The 18,514-nt window shown below is 59.9% G+C and carries 21 protein-coding genes; 9 read left to right on the plus strand and 12 right to left on the minus strand.

Features of this window, described 5'->3' with window-relative positions:
* Positions 1–3: 3 nt before the first annotated feature.
* On the minus strand, positions 4–678 hold the full coding sequence (locus tag D0851_RS11795) for a MerR family DNA-binding protein (RefSeq protein ID WP_117618819.1): 675 nt from the start codon (positions 676–678) through the stop codon (positions 4–6).
* A gap of 312 nt (positions 679–990) precedes the next feature.
* On the opposite strand from D0851_RS11795, the gene D0851_RS11800 reads away from it, so the two are divergent.
* Complete coding sequence (locus D0851_RS11800; RefSeq protein WP_117618820.1) at positions 991–1,968, plus strand: cysteine synthase A; 978 nt, start codon at positions 991–993, stop codon at positions 1,966–1,968.
* Positions 1,969–2,054: 86 nt separating this feature from the next.
* On the opposite strand, the gene D0851_RS11805 is transcribed toward D0851_RS11800, so the two are convergent.
* The 4 genes from D0851_RS11805 to merR (D0851_RS11820) all read right to left on the minus strand — a co-directional run bounded on the left by D0851_RS11805 (position 2,055) and on the right by merR (D0851_RS11820) (position 3,984).
* Positions 2,055–2,729 (minus strand): FAD-binding oxidoreductase, encoded by a 675-nt coding sequence (locus D0851_RS11805; protein WP_117618821.1) that lies wholly within the window; start codon positions 2,727–2,729, stop codon positions 2,055–2,057.
* A 39-nt stretch (positions 2,730–2,768) separates the two neighbouring features.
* On the minus strand, positions 2,769–3,209 hold the full coding sequence (locus D0851_RS11810) for a hypothetical protein (protein ID WP_205422186.1): 441 nt from the start codon (positions 3,207–3,209) through the stop codon (positions 2,769–2,771).
* A 91-nt stretch (positions 3,210–3,300) separates the two neighbouring features.
* Positions 3,301–3,534 (minus strand): acyloxyacyl hydrolase, encoded by a 234-nt coding sequence (locus D0851_RS21085; RefSeq protein ID WP_117618822.1) that lies wholly within the window; start codon positions 3,532–3,534, stop codon positions 3,301–3,303.
* 18 nt (positions 3,535–3,552) lie between these two features.
* Positions 3,553–3,984: an Hg(II)-responsive transcriptional regulator gene (gene merR / locus D0851_RS11820; protein ID WP_117618823.1), complete on the minus strand. Its 432-nt coding sequence runs from the start codon at positions 3,982–3,984 to the stop codon at positions 3,553–3,555.
* Positions 3,985–4,057: 73 nt separating this feature from the next.
* On the opposite strand from merR (D0851_RS11820), the gene D0851_RS20570 reads away from it, so the two are divergent.
* The 5 genes from D0851_RS20570 to D0851_RS11845 all read left to right on the plus strand — a co-directional run bounded on the left by D0851_RS20570 (position 4,058) and on the right by D0851_RS11845 (position 11,061).
* A complete protein-coding gene (locus D0851_RS20570) occupies positions 4,058–4,396 on the plus strand; it encodes a mercuric transporter MerT family protein (RefSeq protein WP_117620382.1) in 339 nt (112 codons plus the stop codon).
* A 51-nt stretch (positions 4,397–4,447) separates the two neighbouring features.
* Positions 4,448–4,879 carry a hypothetical protein gene (locus D0851_RS11830; RefSeq protein ID WP_117618824.1) on the plus strand — a complete coding sequence of 144 codons (432 nt, stop codon included), beginning with the start codon at positions 4,448–4,450 and terminating at the stop codon, positions 4,877–4,879.
* 85 nt (positions 4,880–4,964) lie between these two features.
* On the plus strand, positions 4,965–6,311 hold the full coding sequence (locus tag D0851_RS11835; RefSeq protein ID WP_162893727.1) for a TolC family protein: 1,347 nt from the start codon (positions 4,965–4,967) through the stop codon (positions 6,309–6,311).
* 5 nt (positions 6,312–6,316) lie between these two features.
* Positions 6,317–7,834, plus strand: a complete 1,518-nt coding sequence (locus D0851_RS11840) for an efflux RND transporter periplasmic adaptor subunit (RefSeq protein WP_117618826.1) — start codon at positions 6,317–6,319, stop codon at positions 7,832–7,834.
* Positions 7,828–11,061, plus strand: coding sequence for an efflux RND transporter permease subunit (locus tag D0851_RS11845; RefSeq protein ID WP_117618827.1), 3,234 nt, complete (start codon positions 7,828–7,830; stop codon positions 11,059–11,061). The genes D0851_RS11840 and D0851_RS11845 overlap by 7 nt, the downstream gene beginning before the upstream one ends.
* A gap of 122 nt (positions 11,062–11,183) precedes the next feature.
* Here D0851_RS11845 and merR (D0851_RS11850) read toward each other — a convergent pair whose 3' ends face one another.
* The gene (gene merR, locus D0851_RS11850; RefSeq protein WP_117618828.1) at positions 11,184–11,597 is read right to left on the minus strand and encodes an Hg(II)-responsive transcriptional regulator; all 414 of its coding nucleotides are present in this window, start codon (positions 11,595–11,597) and stop codon (positions 11,184–11,186) included.
* A gap of 73 nt (positions 11,598–11,670) precedes the next feature.
* On the opposite strand from merR (D0851_RS11850), the gene merT reads away from it, so the two are divergent.
* From merT to merA, 3 genes are read left to right on the plus strand one after another with little or no spacing between them, the layout of a single operon-like run.
* Positions 11,671–12,021 (plus strand): mercuric ion transporter MerT, encoded by a 351-nt coding sequence (merT, locus tag D0851_RS11855; protein ID WP_117618829.1) that lies wholly within the window; start codon positions 11,671–11,673, stop codon positions 12,019–12,021.
* Positions 12,022–12,036: 15 nt separating this feature from the next.
* Entirely contained in the window at positions 12,037–12,342 is a 306-nt protein-coding gene (gene merP / locus D0851_RS11860; RefSeq protein ID WP_117618830.1) for a mercury resistance system periplasmic binding protein MerP, read from the plus strand.
* On the plus strand, positions 12,339–13,739 hold the full coding sequence (gene merA, locus D0851_RS11865) for a mercury(II) reductase (protein WP_117618831.1): 1,401 nt from the start codon (positions 12,339–12,341) through the stop codon (positions 13,737–13,739). The genes merP and merA overlap by 4 nt, the downstream gene beginning before the upstream one ends.
* 36 nt (positions 13,740–13,775) lie before the next feature.
* Here the strand turns inward: merA and D0851_RS11870 are convergent, their stop codons facing one another.
* The 6 genes from D0851_RS11870 to D0851_RS11895 form a co-directional block, all read right to left on the minus strand.
* Entirely contained in the window at positions 13,776–13,970 is a 195-nt protein-coding gene (locus tag D0851_RS11870; protein ID WP_117620383.1) for a hypothetical protein, read from the minus strand.
* A 14-nt stretch (positions 13,971–13,984) separates the two neighbouring features.
* Positions 13,985–15,199, minus strand: coding sequence for a YeeE/YedE family protein (locus tag D0851_RS11875; RefSeq protein WP_117618832.1), 1,215 nt, complete (start codon positions 15,197–15,199; stop codon positions 13,985–13,987).
* A 21-nt stretch (positions 15,200–15,220) separates the two neighbouring features.
* Positions 15,221–16,660 carry a DUF547 domain-containing protein gene (locus D0851_RS11880; RefSeq protein ID WP_117618833.1) on the minus strand — a complete coding sequence of 480 codons (1,440 nt, stop codon included), beginning with the start codon at positions 16,658–16,660 and terminating at the stop codon, positions 15,221–15,223.
* An 89-nt stretch (positions 16,661–16,749) separates the two neighbouring features.
* A complete protein-coding gene (locus D0851_RS11885) occupies positions 16,750–17,442 on the minus strand; it encodes a TVP38/TMEM64 family protein (RefSeq protein ID WP_117618834.1) in 693 nt (230 codons plus the stop codon).
* A gap of 84 nt (positions 17,443–17,526) precedes the next feature.
* Positions 17,527–18,081, minus strand: coding sequence for a carboxymuconolactone decarboxylase family protein (locus D0851_RS11890; protein WP_117618835.1), 555 nt, complete (start codon positions 18,079–18,081; stop codon positions 17,527–17,529).
* A gap of 183 nt (positions 18,082–18,264) precedes the next feature.
* On the minus strand, positions 18,265–18,498 hold the full coding sequence (locus D0851_RS11895; protein ID WP_117618836.1) for a formate dehydrogenase subunit delta: 234 nt from the start codon (positions 18,496–18,498) through the stop codon (positions 18,265–18,267).
* Positions 18,499–18,514: the final 16 nt, after the last annotated feature.

The raw sequence follows: 18,514 nt of genomic DNA on the forward strand, positions 1-18,514 counted from the left end.
AGGCTACTCGGTCGTCTTCATAATGTTTGCAGAATAGCCCGCACTGCGCACGGCCTCTGCAAGTTCCTCGTCCGAAATTCCAGATTCGTTAACGGCCACCCGGGCTTCACCGCTTTCATGGGAAACGGAGCATCCCTTCACGCCTGGTTGCTGTTCAAGCACGTGGCGTACGACTTCCTCGCACCCACCGCAGTGCATGCCACCGATTGAAAGCCTGATTGTCTGCATGTCTGTCTCCTCACTCATTGTTGGCCCGCTGGCAGGGCCCGCGTTGTGTTCCAGCGCCTCAAAGATGGAACAGCATTGCAACGGCCCCTGCCCCGGACAACGGTCCACAAGTGCCGCAAGGCCTTGGCGGATTTGCCGCAACTGATCAATTTTCCGGTCTACATCGTGGAGTTTTGTCATCGCCCGTCGCCGCACATCACTTGCGTCGGCATGGTCACTGTCGGCATCACGCAGCGCAAGCAGCTCGGCGATCTCACGCAGGGAGAAACCAAGCTCTTGCGCACGGCGAATAAAATGCAGTCGGCGCACCGTGGCGTCCGAATAAACCCGATAGCCACTTTCCCTGGGACGTGGTGGCTGTTCAATGAGCTTGCGCCGTTCGTAAAAACGAATTGTCTCCACCCCGACGCCCACCACGTCAGCCACTTTACCAATTGTCATGTCAGTCATGGCGGCACCTTCGCGATTCCTGAGTTCAGATTAACGCCCGTACTGTGGTACGGGGTCAAGGGTGGCGGCATCCAGCACCGCCAGCGGTGAGCGTCTGACCGGTCCCCGGATGGGGCGCCAGGCGTTGACCTGCACGAATGGCACGTTGCGCAGACGGCGGGCGTCTTGGTGCCGCCACTGCCACCGTCGTCGCGGCGCGGGGTATGATCGAAGATCACCACCCGGGAGGCGTTAGGCAACGCTCGCAATATAGCTCCGTCGCTGATCCGTGTGTTAGTGTCAGGAGAGGTGTGGTGTCGAAGGAGGCTCTCCATGGATATCGTTGACGGCTTCGCCGGCGCGGTGGGTAATACGCCGCTCATCCGGTTGCGCGGATTTTCCGAAGAGACCGGCTGTGAGATCCTCGGCAAGGCGGAGTTCATGAACCCGGGTGGTTCGGTAAAGGACCGCGCCGCCCTCTCCATCCTGCGCGTCGCCGAGGAGCGTGGTGAGCTTCGCGCGGGCGGCACGGTGGTCGAAGGCACCGCCGGCAACACCGGCATAGGCCTGGCCCACTTGTGCAACGCCCGTGGCTACCGCTGTGTTATCGTCATCCCCGAGACCCAGTCGCGGGAAAAAATTGACCTGTTGCGTACTCTCGGCGCCGAGGTGCATACCGTCCCGGCGAGACCTTACAAGGATCCCGACAACTACCAGAAGGTGGCCCGGCGCATGGCCGGGGAAATGGACAACGCCATCTGGGCCAACCAGTTCGACAACACCGCCAATCGTGACGCTCACTACGCCACTACCGGCCCCGAGGTGTGGACCCAGACCAATGGCAGCGTGGACACCTTCGTCGCCGCCACTGGCACCGGCGGTACCCTCGCCGGTGTGGCCCGCTATCTCAAAGAGCGCTCCGGGCGGGTGCGCATTGTGCTCGCCGACCCGAGCGGCAGCGCCCTCTACCATTACGTCCGTACCGGTACCCTGGAGGTCATGGGCGATGGCTCTATCACCGAGGGCATCGGCACCAGCCGCGTCACTGCCAATCTTGAGGGCACACCCATCGACGATGCCTGTCTCATTGAGGACCAGGAAGCGGTGACTTGTGTCTATCGGCTGCTGCGCGAGGAGGGCCTGTTCCTCGGCAGCTCGTCGGGTATCAACGTGGCTGCGGCCGTCCGTGTCGCCCGCGAGCTCGGGCCCGGGCATACCATCGTTACCGTCCTCTGCGACGGCGGCGGACGCTACTACTCGCGGCTGTTCAACCCGCAGTGGCTGCAACAGAAGGGGTTGCAGCCTGGCTGAATGCTGCGCGGCAGGCCCTGCCCCGGCCGGCGCTGTCGGTGACGCAACCTCTGTTACTCTGAAATCCGGGCATTTTGCAAGGCAATCTATTTTTCGAAGATCAGCGCGTCCGGGCTGGCTCCCAGTTCCTCAAGCGCAGCCATGATGCCCTTGTTGAACGGACTTGGTCCGCACACGTAGAAAGCCTGGCCGAAATCCTCGATGTGTGATTTCAAAAAAGCCTTGTCGATAACGCCATTCAGAAAAATATGATCACCGGTCGGTTTCTCCTGGGTGATAACGTTCATAAAACGGTCACCCAGAATCGTCTCGAACTCCTCTTTCAGGATAATGTCCCGCTCGGTCTTGTTGGAGAAAATCAGCCGGTTGTTTCCGGTCTCGCCCCTGCGATGCAGGTCGCGAAGAATGGCAATAAATGGCGTCACGCCCGCACCGCCGGCCAGGAACACGCCCTCGCCCTTGTATTCGATGGTGCCCCACGGGTCGCCGATGATCAGCCTATCGCCCACGCCAAGCTGTCCAATCTGATCGGTCACGCCCTCGTGGTCCGGGTAGGTTTTGATGACGAACTCCAGCCAGGGATCCGTGCTGAGCGAGGTGAAGGTGAACGGTCGTTTCTCATCCGTCCAGCCCTCACGATCAACGGCCACCTCTGTGGCCTGCCCGGGCGTAAAGGTGTACCCCTCGGGCTTTTCAAGCCGAACCTGCCTGACGTCGTGAGTAACCTCTCGAATATCCTGAATTTCCAGTGTATGACTCATAGCTCCCCTTATGCTTTCGGTTTGGGCCGAATTACGCCGTCACTCGGCGTGAACCTTTTGGCCGCATGGCGTGACCAGGTACCATTCCGCCCCAAAGCCGTTGATATCCTGGCCCCGGGTATCGCCGGGTGCCTTGTCCTTGATGAAGTAGTAAAGCGGCCATCCATCGTAGGTCACCTGCATCGTACCGTCCCGGCGCTCAAGGGTGCCGAGAGCATCGGCGTCAACACCTTTACCCGCCCAGGGTTCGCCACTCGTAGTATAAGGCGGCCATGCATTAGCACAGGCATCGTAACAAGTGCTTTTGCCGGCTTCGTCGGCCTCAAAGAGGTAGAGGCTTCTGCCTTCACTATCAGCCAGGTAGGCGCCGAAAGGCGATTTTTCGGCCACGGTGACCCTGGCAGGCTCTGCAGCATTGGCTGCGGGAAGTCCGGCTACCAGAGCCGTCAGGAAGAGCAGTGCGTTCATCGGCATGTTCATGGGATGTCTCCTATGAGTCCGTGATATTCGTGAGTGTCAGCGATTACTACGGAATCTCACCTTTTAAAGATAGAACCCGTCCGCAGGCCGGTCAACGCGTTGCCACCTTCTCTGTCCCGGGGTTACGATCTGCAATGCCACCGTTCGAAAGATGAAACAGCTCAACCCCTAAACGCATTTTATTGTGAAACCGATAAAACGATTTAAACCCCGAGCGAAATCCCAGTTTACTTCCAAGCTTTACATCCAGACCATTGGCAAAAGAACCAAGACCGAAGCTCGGTGTGATTAACCAGTGTTCGGTCAGCGCGTACTGAAGCCGCACTCCAGTTTGAGGTTGGTGCTACCTCTCAGAATCTTGTTCTCTGATCCCCTCATGCAATGACTCAATGAGCGGACAGTTGATATTGCCTTGTTGAGCGTGGCATCGGTCGACCATTTCCCCAAGCACTCTCTCAATTTTTTCCAGTCTGCCGATCTTCTCTCGCACGTCTCTCAGCTTATGCTCGGCCAGAGCACTGGCCTCCTGGCAGTGGGTGCCGTCTTCAAGCCGGAGCAGGTCGCTGATCTGGTCGAGACTGAAGCCCAACTGCTGCGCCGTTTTCACGAACGTCAATCGGTCAATATCAGCATCACCATAGCGCCGAATACCTCCCGGAGGACGTTCGGGTTCCGGTAATAACCCTCGCCGCTGGTAATAACGGATCGTCTCAATATGAACGTTTGCTGCCCTGGCGAGGCCACCGATGGTTATTGAACCTGTTTTATCCGACATGCGCGCTGACTCCGTAGCTGACTACGGATGTAACCTTATCCCAGCGAATAAAATCATGAAAGGTGCGGGCGTTATGTCGGATGCGAAATCGGGGCTTGGTCCACTGGTTGCCGCTTTGCTCGCGTCGGCCTGCTGTCTTGGATCTCTTGTATTGATCACTCTGGGCGTTTCCGGCGCCTGGATCGGTAGCCTGACCGCCCTGGAGCCCTCGAAAATGGGCGAGGTGCGCTTTGAGCGTGAGGTGAATGCCTGTTTTAACCCTGGCGGAGGAGAAGCCATACCCTTGCGCACGGCCGCCTATATCCAGGGTGTCCAGAAGTATCAGACCACTTCACCCCGACTCTTACCTGTGATAGAAAGGCAGGCAACTTTGAGCGAGAAAAAAGGGGAAAAGTATTTCAGGAAGCGGTAGCGCTGCTAAAATTAAGCACTCTGTACTCTAAGTAGGTTGCACCCAGGACAGATGATTAAACGTAATCGTTGGCTTTTAGTGGTTCCGCTGCTCCTCATGCTTTGGGGGCAGTTTACCTATGCCTGCGAGACCATGGAAATGCCGCCCCAGCCGGTTTGCTGTTGTGAAGACGGCATGGCGGGCTGCGACAAGGCAGCGCCTTCCCCCTCGGAGGATGGTTGCGAACATGTTGGCTCGACCGCGTCGTCAGCGTCCTGCTGTGAAGTCGAGCACCAGTCCGCATTCGAAGACGCTGCTCCTGCCTCGTCAAGCGCCGATCAGGTATTAACGTGGGTGGGTATGGTCGCCTTGCTGTACTGGCCCCACCTGGACTCGCTGTTTACCCTGTCTCCTGCGACCTCTCCCCCTGCCCCGGGCTGGCTCCTTGCCCAGGCCGAAAGTGGTCGTACCGTCTATTTCTCTACCCTTCGTCTGCGTATCTGATTAATCCGCCCGAGTTGTCATGAATTATGGCTTTCCCTGTTGGGAAGCCGAAGATTTTCCGTTATGCCGATTGAGGGTATTTCCCATGCGCAACCGAATTGGTGGCCTGATGGCCCTGATGGTGCTTATCGTACCGCTGAAGGGTATCGCTGCGCCGCCGTTACAACAAAACAATCAATCCTTACAGGATGTGAAGGCGCTGACCGCCGAACAACTGGTGGTCGCAGTACTGACCCGGAACCCGGGCCTTAAAGGACTGACAGCCGCTGCCGAGGCGGCGAACTACCGTATTGAGCCCGCCGGCGCTCTGGATGACCCCATGCTGACCTATGCCGGGGCCCCGAAAACTGCCGGCGGACCCCGTGGCGTCCAAGAACGAGTGGAGTTGAGTCAGAGTCTCCCCTGGCCGGGCAAACTCGGGCTGCGGGAAGACGCGGCTCGCGCCCGGGCCGAGGGTGCGAAACAATCTCTGGCGGATGGCCGGCTGACCCTGATGGCAGCCGCCAAGAGCCTGTTCGCCGAGTGGGCATATATTCATCGTACCCTGCAAATCAAACACGCCCACAGGGATCTGTTCGCCGAGTTGCGCCGCGTCGCCGAAACCCGGTACGCGGCGGGGCGAGCCCGCCAGCAGGATGTGCTGCAGGCGGATGTGGAAGCGGCCCTTATCGACACCGGCATCGTCACTCATCAGCGACGCCAGCGGGAAGTCCAGGCGATGATCAACGGCTTGCTGAACCGTCCTCCCCAAAGCCGGCTGCCGCCGCCAGCGCCACTGCCCACACCGGCCGAACCACCGTCGTTGCTGGCGTTGCAAAAGACGGCTCTGGAGGAGCACCCGGAACTGCGCCGGATCCAGGCGCGTATTGACGAGGCAAGGGCCCGGCACGGCTTAGCGGAGAAGGACTATTTCCCCGATTTCAGGTTGTCCGCCGGTTACAACAGCCTGTGGGATGATGCCGACAAACGCTGGACGGTGGGCCTTAGCATCAACCTGCCCTTCGATCTATCCGGCAAGCGCAGTGCCACCCGGAATGCGACCTCGACCGATATCATGCGCTACCGGTGGCAATTGACGGATCGCGAGGCGCAACTGCTGGCGCAACTGGAACAGGGGCGTGCGCAGGTACAGGAGACCCGGGACATCGTGGCCATCAACCGGCAGCGGCTGCTACCCCTCGCCGAGGAGAGCCTCAATGCCGCCGTGGCCGATTACCGAGCGGGTCAGGGCAGTTTCCTTGCGGTCATCGATGCCGAGCGGCAACAACTGCGTACTGAGGACAACCTGGCCCGCACCCATGCCGATTATCTTCGAGCTCTGGCGGCCCTGGAGCAGACGGCTGGCCGGCTACTGACCAATGACAGTTCGCACTCAACCCAGATTAATCAGGCACCGACGGATACCGCCGGTCAGCGCCTCGAACAAGAGTAACTAGCATGACTCAACGCACCACATTTCTTTTGCTGTTTGTTTTCGGGTTGCTGGCAGGTATCGCTGGCATATTGGGCCTTCAGTGGCTCTCCGGTGAGGATGCCACCACTGCCGCTCCCGCTGAGGGGCCGCCCCTCAGTGCCTCCTACCGGAGCGGCCCCTTTCAATTGGGTATCGATATTGAGCCGGAAACACCCCGGGTAGGTATAAACGACCTGACCCTGGTATTGCTGGATGGCTCAGGTGAGCGGGTCAGTGGCGCTGCCATCAAGGCCGTGGCGGAAATGCCCGCCATGGGCACCATGCCCGCCATGCAGGCCCCGGCCGATATGCAGGAAATTGAACCCGGTCTCTATCGGGGGACTTTCGAGCCATTAATGGAAGGCAGTTGGCCGCTCACGTTGCAGATCAGCAAGGAGGGTGTTGGCTCCGCACGTGCCAACTTCGATCTGGCCACGGGCCGAAAGGGGCTGCAGCCGGCCAGTGGCGTGACTGTCCTGACACAAGAGGCAGGCGGCGCCCGAACCGACGGTGGCGGCATGGCCGAAGAGGCACCGCCGGGTATGGTGACCCTTGACAATCGTCGCCGCCAGTTGATCGGCGTCAAGACCGCCGAGGCGCAAGCCATGACCATGACGCGGACCATCCGCGCGGAAGGGCGGATCGCCTACGACGAGACCCGCCTGACAGACGTCAGCCTCAAGTTCGATGCCTGGATTGGCGAGCTCTATGCCGATTATGTGGGGGTTCACGTCGCCAAGGGCGAACCGGTATTCACGGCGTACGGCCCCGAACTGCTGGCCACCCAGCAGGAATACCTGGAGCTGAAGCGCCGTGGCAGTGCATCAAGAACCCTGGTGGCTGCCGCTCGCAAGCGGCTCGAGCTCTGGGACATGACCGCCGGGGAAATCGCTAACCTGGAGAAACGGGGCGAGCCCTTCGACTATGTCGCCATGCACGCGCCGATCAGCGGCACCGTGGTGGCCAAGAACGTGGTGGAAGGTGCCGCCCACAAGGCCGGCATGACATTGCTGCGCATCGCCGACCTGTCACAGGTCTGGGTGGAAGCCGATATCTACGAGGGCGAACTGCCGCTGCTAACGGAGGGAATGCCGGTGACGGTGACCCTGCCTTACCTGCCCGGGGAACCGTTCGAGGGCCGGGTCGACTACGTCTATCCCTATCTGGACGGTGCCAGCCGCACCGGGCGGGTGCGTCTTACCGTCGCCAATCCCGAAGGCCGTCTCAAGCCCGACATGTACGCCGAAGTGAAGCTCAAGGCCGACCTCGGTCGACGCGTGGCGGTGCCGGAAGCAGCCGTCATTATCGCTGGTGAATTACGGGTGGTATTCGAGGATCTGGGCGAAGGCCGGCTGGCGCCGCGCAAAGTGCAAACCGGGCAGCGGGCCGGCGGTTTTATCGAAATCATCGAGGGGATCGAGGCCGGCGACCGGGTGGTCACCTCCGGTAACTTCCTGATCGCCTCCGAAAGCCGACTCAAAGCGGGGATGGAACAATGGTAAACGACGTACATAAACATCCGCCTGCTCATCCTCCCGCCGAAGGAGAGGGCATCAGCTGGCTGCAACGGATTATCGGCTATTGCGCGCGCAACCCCCTGATTACCGTGGTGGCCATGCTCGCCCTTACTTTTGGCGGTTGGCAGGCGCTAATGCGGGCGCCGCTGGACGCCATTCCCGACCTGTCCGATGTGCAGGTGATTATCTTTACCGAGTGGCCCGGGCGCAGCCCGGACCTGGTGGAGGACCAGATCACCTATCCCTTGACGACCACCCTGCTATCCGCGCCGGGGGTGAACTATGTCCGCGGCCAGAGCATGTTCGGCTTTTCATTCGTCTATGTGATCTTCGACGATGGCGTGGACATGTACTGGGCCCGCTCCCGGGTGCTGGAGTACCTGAACAGTGCTGTCGCCGACTTGCCGGATGGGGTCAATCCTACCCTGGGGCCGGACGCCACCGGCGTCGGTTGGGTCTACCAGTATGCCCTGCGGGATACTTCCGGCAATCACAGTCTGGCGGATCTGCGCTCGCTGCAGGATTTCAATCTGCGCTATGCCCTGGAGGCGGTCGAAGGCGTGGCCGAGGTAGCGTCCATCGGCGGCTTCCAGCGGGAATACCAGATCAGTCTCGACCCCAACAAGCTCGCCTCCTATGACATCCCTCTCAAACGGGTAGCCGAGGCGGTGGGCGACTCCAACCAGGATGTAGGCGGACGCATCCTGGAGGTGGCGGGTCACGAGCAGTTTATCCGCGGCCGGGGCTATGTGAAGTCTGTGGCGGACCTGGAGAAGGTGGTGCTGAAAACCACCTCGGCCGGCGTCCCGGTTACCGTGAAAAATGTCGGCCATGTGGCCCTGGGGCCCGCCATGCAGCGGGGCCAGGCGGAACTGGACGGCGAGGGCGTGGCCGTGGGTGGTATCGTGGTGATGCGCTACGGTGAAAACGCCCTGGATGTGATCAACAAGGTCAAGCAACGGCTGGCGGATATCAAACCGGGGTTGCCCGAGGGGGTGGAGATCGTACCGGTCTACGACCGCTCGACCCTGATCAAGGACGCCATCGACACCCTGGCTAAAACCCTGATCGAAGAGATGCTCATCGTCTCCCTGATTATCGGCATCTTCCTGTTGCACGTGCGCTCTACCCTAGTGGCGGTGATCACCCTGCCCGTGGCGGTGCTGATGGCATTTATCCCGATGTATTTTCAGGGGTTGACGGCAAATATCATGTCCCTGGGCGGGATCGCCGTGGCCATCGGCGCCATGGTGGATGCCGCCATCGTCATCATCGACAACATCCACAAACGGCTGCATCGCTGGCAGAGTCCCGACGCCGATCAGGAGGAACAGGCCAAGTCCCGGCGGGACGTGATTATCGAGGCCATGCAGCAGGTGGGGCCCAGCATCTTTTTCTCGCTGGCGATCATCACCATTTCCTTTATGCCGGTATTCGTCCTGGAGGGCACGGAAGGGCGGCTGTTCAAACCGCTGGCGTTCACCAAGACCTACTCCATGGCTTTTGCGGCGCTGTTGTCCATCACCCTGGTGCCGGCCCTGGCGGTATGGCTGATCCGCGGCAAAATCCGCGCCGATCACAGCAAGTTGAACCAGTGGCTGGTGGCCGCCTACCGGCCGGTGGTCGCCTTTGCGGTGCGTTTTCGTTGGGCGGTGGCCGGAGCAGCCGTGCTGGTATTGCTGTTAACCGTCATACCCTTCCGGCAATTGGGCAACGAGTTTATGCCGCCCCTCAACGAGGGTTCGATTCTGTTTATGCCCACGGCCCTGCCGGGCATGTCCATTACCGAGGCGACCCAGACAATGCAGACCATGGACCGGATCATTGCCGATATCCCCGAAGTGGAGCATGTCTTCGGTAAGGTGGGCCGCTCCACCAGCGCCACAGATCCCGCACCCCTGTCCATGGTGGAAACGGTGATCACCCTGAAACCTAAAAACCAGTGGCGCGAGGGGATGACCTGGGACGGGCTGATTCAGGAGATGGACGGGAAACTGAAGTTTCCGGGTATGCCCAATATCTTCTGGATGCCGATCCAGACCCGCACCGAGATGCTTGCCACCGGTATTCGCTCGGCCCTGGGCATCAAGGTCTTTGGTGCCGACCTTGCCACCATCGAGGAAACCGGCATTGCCATCGAGAATGCGCTACAGCAGGATGAGCGCACGGCTCCCTTTACCCGCAGTGCCTTCGCCGAGCGCAGCACCGGTGGCTATTTTCTGGACTTTACCGTTGATCGAGCGGCGGCCGCACGCTTCGGGCTGAACGTTGGCGACGTGGAGCGGGTGATTATGGCGGCCATGGGCGGTACCGTCGTATCACAAACTGTGGAAGGTCGGGAACGCTACAACATTCTGGTGCGCTACGCCCGGGATTACCGCGATAATGTCGAGGCATTGGAGCGGGTGTTGGTGCCCACTCCCACCGGTGCGCAAATTCCCATCACTCAAGTGGCAGATATCGAGTTCCGCACCGGTCCGCCGGCGATACGCAGCGAGGATGGCCTGCTCGTGGGCTTTGTCTTTGTCGACGTCACAAGCGATATCGGCATTGCCGATTATGTCGAACGGGCGAAGCAGGTCGTCGCCGACGAGGTCACGGTGCCGGACGGCTACCGACTGGCCTGGGCCGGACAGTTCCAGTATTTCGAGCGGGCCAAAGCCAAGCTGCAGTTACTGGTGCCAGCCACGCTGTTTTTGATCTTCTTCATGCTGTTCATGCACCGGGGCTCCCTCACCGAGACCCTGGTGGTGATGCTGAGCGTGCCTTTCTCGTTGAGCGGCGCTGTCTGGCTATTGTGGTGGCTGGGTTTCAAGCTCAGCGTCGCCGTCTGGGTGGGTATGATCGCCGTGGCGGGCCTCGCCGTGGAGCTGGGTCTGCTGATGATGGTGTACCTGGATATCGCCTGGCGTGATCGCGAAGTGGAGCGCCGACTCAATACCGGCGGGGACATGGCGGAAGTGATTCAGAGCGGTGCAGGCCAGCGCATCCGTCCAATGCTGATGACTGGGGTGGCCCTGTTTATGGGGCTGATACCGATTTTGCTGTCAAGCGGCACAGGCGCGGATGTGATGCAGCGCATCGCCGCGCCGATGGTCGGCGGCGTGATTTCTGCCCTCCTGATAGTGCTGGTGGTGTACCCGGCAATCTTCATGCTATGGCGGGGGCGCGGCCTGCCCAAGGGAGCACCGACACCACCACCGGAAACTTAAATGCGTAATCGCCGCGCCGGTACCGATCCGTACTTTCGGCACCGGGCGGCGGTACTTCCGGGTCTCATACCCGCTTTACTTGGAGATTAGATCCCGTTCTGGAAAGGCTATGTGCTAGCTTTTTACCCAACCCCTCCATGCAATGCCGCAATGAGCGGGCAGGTAATATTGCCTTTTTGGGCGTGGCATCGGTCAACCATTTCGCCCAGCACCTCTTCAATTTTCTCCAGCCTGTCGATCTTCGCTCGCACGTCCCGCAACTTGTTTTCGGCGAGCGCACTGGCTTCCTGGCAGTGGGCGCCATCTTCAAGCCGAAGCAGATCGCTGATCTGGTCCAGACTGAAGCCCAACTGCTGCGCCGTTTTCACGAACGTCAACCTGTCGATGTCGGCGGGACCATAACGCCGAATCCCGCCGGGAGGGCGTTGGGGCTCCGGTAACAGGCCGCGCCGCTGATAATAGCGAATGGTCTCGACGTGCACGCCCGCCGCCCTGGCCAGGCCACCGATGGTTATTGAACCCGTTTTATCAAACATGCGTGTTGACTCCGTAGCTGACTACGGATGTAACCTTATCCCAGCGAATAAAGTCATGAAAGGTGCAAGCGTTATGTCGGATGCGAAATCGGGGCGTGGCCCACTGATTGCCGGAGGCGTTGCCGCTTTGCTCGCGTCGGCCTGCTGCCTTGGGCCTCTTGTATTGATCACTCTGGGCGTTTCCGGCGCCTGGATCGGTAACCTGACCGCCCTGGAGCCCTACCGCCCGCTTTTCATTGGCGCGGCACTGGTAGCCATGTTCTTTGCCTGGCGCCGAATCTATCGGCCAGCGGAACAGTGCCAGCCGGGAGACATCTGCGCCGTACCCCGGGTGCGAACCGCCTATAAGGTGATCTTCTGGGGGGTGGCGGCACTGGTACTGGTTGCTCTGGTGTTCCCTTATGTCCTGCCTCTGTTCTACTGAAAAGGAGATTGTCCCATGAGAATGCGCCTTGTTCTGACGTTGCTCATCGCCGTGCTCAGCATGCCTGCTTCAGCCGCCATGCAGACTGTCACGCTCTCGGTATCTGGTATGACCTGTTCCGCGTGTCCGATCACTGTCAAGCTAGCATTGAATAAGGTGGACGGTGTTTCGCAAGTTGACGTGCGCTACCCGGATCGTACGGCCGTGGTTACCTTCGACGACACGCTAACGTCCGTGGACGCGTTGACCGAAGCCACGGCCAACGCCGGGTACCCCTCCACCCTGAAGCCCTCGAAAATGGATAAGGAATTCCCCGAATGAGTAACGACCTGCCTATTGCCGTGATCGGCAGCGGCGGGGCGGCCATGGCGGCCGCTCTGAAAGCGGCCGAGCGCGGTGCCCGCATCACCCTGATCGAGCGCGGCACCATCGGTGGCACCTGCGTCAATATCGGCTGTGTGCCCTCGAAGATCATGATTCGCGCCGCGCACATCGCGCAGCTGCGCAGGGAGAGTCCCTTTGATCTGGGGGTGAGTGCCCAGCCACCGGTGGTGGACCGGGCGAAACTGCTCCGGCAACAGCAGGCACGTGTCGAGGAACTGCGTGACACCAAGTACGCAAGCATACTGCGCGACCACCCGGCCATCACGGTCCTGCGCGGTGAGGCCCGGTTTGTCGATGCCAGTAACCTGGTGGTTAAGCTGAACGAGGGCGGGGAGCAGACTGTCCCTTTTGATCGCGCCTTTATCGGCACGGGCGCCCGGCCGGCGGAACCGCCGCTGCCGGGGCTGGCCGATACGCCTTACCTGACTTCCACCAGTGCGCTGGCACTGGACAGCGTCCCCGAACGGCTGATCGTGATCGGTGCCGGGTTTGTCGCCCTGGAACTGGCCCAGGCGTTCTCGAGATTGGGCAGCAGAGTCACGGTACTGGCCCGTAGTCATTTGGTCTCCAGCGAAGACCCGGCAATAGGTAAAGCCATTGAAGCGGCGTTTCAACGAGAAGGTATTGACGTGCTCAATCAGAGCCAGGCCAGCCATGTGGACTACACTGACAACGAGTTCGTGCTAAACACCGAAGCCGGGACATTGCGGGCCGATCAACTGCTGGTGGCCACCGGACGAACACCCAACACCGAGGCTCTTGGTCTCGACGGCATCGGCGTTGAAACCGCGAGGGGTGGGATTCTGGTGGATGAGCACCTGCAAACCACGTTACCGGGCATTTATGCCGCCGGTGACTGCACCGATCAGCCAGAGTTTGTCTATGTCGCCGCCGCCGGGGGCACCCGCGCCGCCATCAACATGACGGGAGGCGAGGCAACCCTGGACCTCAGCGCCATGCCGGGAGTGATGTTCACCGACCCTCAGGTCGCCACCGTTGGCCTGACGGAAGCCGAGGCACTCCAACACGGCTTCAACGTGGACACCCGCGTGCTCGATCTGGAGAACGTGCCGCGTGCGTTGGTGAATTTCGACACTCATGGCTTTATCAAGATGGTCGCCGACCGCGATTCAGGGCGCTTGCTGGGTGTACAGGCGGTAGCCGGGGAGGCCAGTGAACTGATTCAGACGGCAGTGATGGCGCTACGGTCACGCCTGACCGTGCAGGAAATCGGCGATGAGCTGTTTCCCTACCTGACCATGGTGGAAGGCCTGAAGCTCTGTGCCCAGACTTTCACCAAAGATGTGAGCCAACTGTCGTGTTGCGCAGGATAAGTACTGGCGACCATCAGCCAGCGTGTCAGAACCTCATCAGTCTCGTGTTGACGGGCACGGCGCCCCACAGGGCGCACAAGCCGTTTGATCCCGCTGCATCAGGGCCGTTTCCACGTTGCCCCGACCGGAATTGAATGCAAACGTCGGGCTGTTCAGGTGATCGGCCATAATCAGTACCAGAATGATCCCGAGCATACCCAGAATGCGGGTACGGCTATACGGTCTTTCCATTACGCCCTCCCGCATCAGTTAGGCAGCCGGAACCAGGGCCGCAGGCGAATGCCGATCAGCGAACCGGCGAAGGCGCAGGCAAACCAGATCCAGGCGTGCAGGCTGGCCGAGGCAATGCCGGAAAACAGCGCCCCGATGTTGCAGCCAAAACCCAGCCGGGCGCCATAACCCAGCAGCAAACCACCGACTACGGCGGCCAGGAACTGACGACTTTCCGGCCGGTTGCGACTGGCTTCATTAAAGCGATTGGCCAGGCCCGCCGCCAGCATGGCGCCGAGCAGCAACCCGAAGTTCATGACCGAGGGAATGTTGGTCAGCACCGAATCCTTCAGGGCCATGGCGGGGTAATCCCAGGTCCAGAACTCGAACTGGGACATGTTCACGCCCACCACCTCCAGGGCTTTGGCACCCCAGACATTGAACGCGAAGGTAATGCTCCAGGGGGCGCCACCGATGGCCAGGGTCAGTGCGTTACCGGCCGCCAGGATCAGGATCGCCCAGGTAAACGGCCAGCGACCGCTGAGCAGGGTTCGGAACACCCCGTGACCCTGGCTTTTCCAGAGCAGTTCGTCCCGTTCGATGGCGCCGTGGGCCTTGCGTTCAATGCGGTTGACCCACCAGGCAATCAGCCCCAGCCCGACAAACTGCACCAGGATAGCACCGACGACACCGAAGCTGCCGACCAGCGGCACCGGATCGAAACCCGGCCGGTCCAGCCACCAGGGCAGATGAATGGAGCCCAACACGGTACCGGCAATAAAGAACACCAGCGTGACTACCATACGAATATTGCCGGCGCCGACGTTGAACAGGGTGCCGGAGCCGCATCCACCACCCAGCTGCATGCCCATCCCGAACAGGAAAGAGCCCACCACCAGGGAAGTACCCACCGGTGCGATTGCCCCCACCAGACCGGCCTGCCCGCTGTGGAGCATGGGCACCATGATCAGAGAAGTCACTCCGAACAGCAGTAACTGTGCGCGCATGCCGGCGCCGCGCTTCTTAACCACCAGATTGCGCCAACCGGCGGTAAAACCGAAGGCACCGTGGTACAGGGCCATACCCAGCACGGTGCCCACCACGAACAGCGCCACCATGAACGGAGCGATTTCCAGCCAGATCAGCCCGCCCAGCAGGGCAAAGCCAGCCAGCGCTGTGGATACGATAAAACGGTCCACCTGCCACCCGGGCTGCTGAAGCCCGGACTGGAGAACTGCAGAATCTGCCATTTGATCACTCAACTAAACGGCTCAGTTAAACAGGTCCAGGAGTTTACCAAGTCCCTTCCTGGCTACCTGCATCGGGCGACTGCTGTCCTGGGACCACTCCGCCATGGAACCATCATAAAGCGCAACCTCCTGGAAACCCGCCAGTTCGCTCAACACGAACCAGTCCGTGGCTGCCCAGTGGCCGGTGTTGCAAAAGGCAATTGTCCGGGCCTGAGGATCCAGCTCAGCGCTGTTAACCTTCTCGGTGATGACGTCCCGATTCAGATAGAACACCTGGTTTTCCTGGTTGATAAAAGAGTGGTGGGGCAGGCTCTTTGATCCGGGAATCGTGCCGGCTACCTTGGCGGCCGGGGACTTGGTTTCGCCCCGAAAATAGTCCACAGGGCGGGCATCCACCAGCTGAGCCTGGGTCTCCCGGGCGGCCTGGACCTCGTCCAGACTGGCGATCAGGTGATCCTGAAGCTCAGCGTCGAATTGCGTCACCGGCAGGCGCGCACCGTCACCCTCGGTAACCTGGTATCCTGCGGCTTTCCAGCCGGCAAAGCCGCCATTAAGGATGGTCACGGCCTCGTGCCCCAGCACCTTGAAGGTCCAGTATACCCGGGCGGCACTGCCGAAGTCGGTCGAGCCGGTGCCGGCCGGAACCAGGACCACCGTATCGTAGTCGATGTAATCCAGTTCCGCCGTCCTGGCCACGTGTTCGGCTACCGAGTCGCTGGCCCAGCGACGAATAAAGGCCCGAACCGAGCCCTCCGCCTCGACAAAATCCTCCTTGTACCACTTGAACAGTTCGGTGCCATACAGGGTGTCGCCGGTCACCCGAAGGTGATGTTGGGTATTGAAGGCTCGGCGGGTATTTTCTTCCAGCAGGCCCTCGAGATTGGCAGCGGTATAGATCTGATCCCGCAATGGCGGGCAGCCCACAGAAGCACAGTTCACGGCGAAGTGAATGCGGGAATCCTTCCAACCCCGGGATTGATAGCCTTCACCCAGCAACACGCCTTTTTCGATCTCATTCAGGCTGAAGCGCTCACCACCAATCACAAAGCTCTCCCGTTCAAAGACGCTGTCAACAAACGGGTTCACCCGGCCACCGTAATCCCAGACGGATGAGACGAGATAGCCGTCAGGCCGCTCGGTAAGAATCTGTTCAAGCATGAAAAAATTGTAGGCATTAATCCAAAATGCGACGGACTCTTGCCTAGCCTCGAGGGCTCCGGTGTTGAATTCCGACAAAGCCTTGCGCTGGCGCTCCAGCGTCGACACCAGGTCTGTATCCGCCAATGCGGCCTGGTAATCAAAAGCGGAGACCAGCCCGTCACCGGGCAATGTCCGTTCAATGAGATAGCTGGACAACAGTCGCTGGTATGGCTTGTACAGGCCGGAATTGATATCCGCCCATACCAGTCCGGGCATCAGGACCAGTGCAACAAAACCGGACGCCAATCGATAACCACGCATAATCACTCCCAAGTCAGTCTTCAGTATTACTTCAGAACCGTAGTTACAGACCAAGACAGTCGCGTTCTGTTACAACGGTAAGCCTGACTTCAGACCTCAGTATCCAGGTGCAGGAAACGGGACAGCCGGGAGTGGGGGCGTCGTCTGAGGTACAGCGGCAGGGTACTCATGACCACCAGGATAGTGGCTGCGGCTATCACCGTAAGTATTGGATTGAGCTCAAAGCTGTGGCCCAGCCCGGCAAACACGAAGGTCATGGGCAGCATGCCCACGGCGGTCGCCAGCGCATAGCGCCATAGGTGGATGGAGGTAACCCCGGCGGCATAGCTGATGAGGGCAAAGGAAAACAATGGGATAAGCCGCGTCAGAAATACCGCAATGAAGAGAAAGCGCTGGGACCCGCGGGCCGAAAATACCGGGTTGTGATCCAGCTTGCGCTGGATGGCTTCCCGCCCGAGTACCCGCGCCAGATAAAACGCGATGATCGAGCCAGCCAGGGCTCCCGTAACGGCAATGGCGGTGCCGGTAAACATGCCATAAACCAGTCCGGCGGCGGCACTGATTGGCAATGTGGGAATCGGCCCGACAACCACCGCAAGTATCATCATCAGCATCAGGAGCACAGGGCCAAGGAGCCCCTGCTGGGCCAGCCAGTCGGAGAGTGCCGAGGGAGCAAGGCTGGCGGGCATGCTCAGTTGTTGGAGCAACAGCCAGATGGCGGCCATCAGCAAGACCACGATCGCCAGAAACGAGAGACGGAAAAGCCACGGTGAATGGTTCATCGGGCTATTCTAGCCGGCTTGAGGGATCGGGGGAGGGAAAAATGGCTTGGCCGTGCGGATTAGTCTGCACGGCCTGACGAACGTTTACTGGTCCTTGCTCCATGCAAATTTCTTGAACGGCTCATCCACCGGCGTCTCAGCAATGTGGTTGATATAGTTACTCATAACCTTCTGGGACAAGGTCATAATCACTTCCAGTACCTGGCGGTTGCCATAGCCTGCTTCAAAGAAAGCAGCCAGATCTTCCTCGCTGACGTTGCCCTGCTTGCGCATGACCGCGAGGGTAAAGTTGCGCAGTGCTTCGAGCTTGTCACTGGGAAGCGGAGTCTCGTCACGCAGCGCGTTAACAATGTCATCTGAGACTTTCATCATCTTTGCGATACCCGTGTGCGCCGGCACGCAATAGTGGCAGGCATTTTCGACGTTGATGGTCTGCCAGACCACAGTTGTCTCGTCGTTGTTGAAGCTGTTGTCCAGAACCAGCTGGTGCAGCTTCTGGTAGGCCTCCAGTACCTGTGGCGATTCCGCCATCACTGCATGCAGTCCGGGGATCATGCCGGAATTCTTCCGGGAATTTTCCAGGAAGGGCTTGGCGCCTTCCGGAGCGGATTCGATATCGTGCAATTTGAAATCAGCCATACTCAATCTCCTTTTTTGAACGAATGCTCAACAACCACGATGTTAGTAGTTGTTGATAGAACATTCAAGAAAAGAAACAGAACCACCCAGGGGCAGGGATTCCCAAACATATCCGGACGATGCCACCCTCGCAAAGGGCGGTGACGGGGAGGTGACAGACAAGCGACAGTTAAGTGACCGGGATCAGGCTTCCTGGGGCTCCGCCAGTCGTTTAACCGCCAGCCGGGACACCGGGGACAGCTCGAGCCCGTCAGATTCCGCGTAGGCGATGATCTGCTGCTTCATGCTTCGGGCCCAGAATTTCTTGATGTGGGTTGCCACCACCTCGGCGGCCTGATCTTCATCGCCGTGGTGAAGGTTGTTGATACTGATCTGGTTGATCATTTTGATCAGGTTCTGGAGCTGTTGGTCGCTCATTCTCGCATCTCCTCAG

The sequence above is a fragment of the Marinobacter sp. Arc7-DN-1 genome, from assembly GCF_003441595.1.
In the GTDB taxonomy this organism is placed as follows: Bacteria; Pseudomonadota; Gammaproteobacteria; order Pseudomonadales; family Oleiphilaceae; genus Marinobacter; species Marinobacter metalliresistant.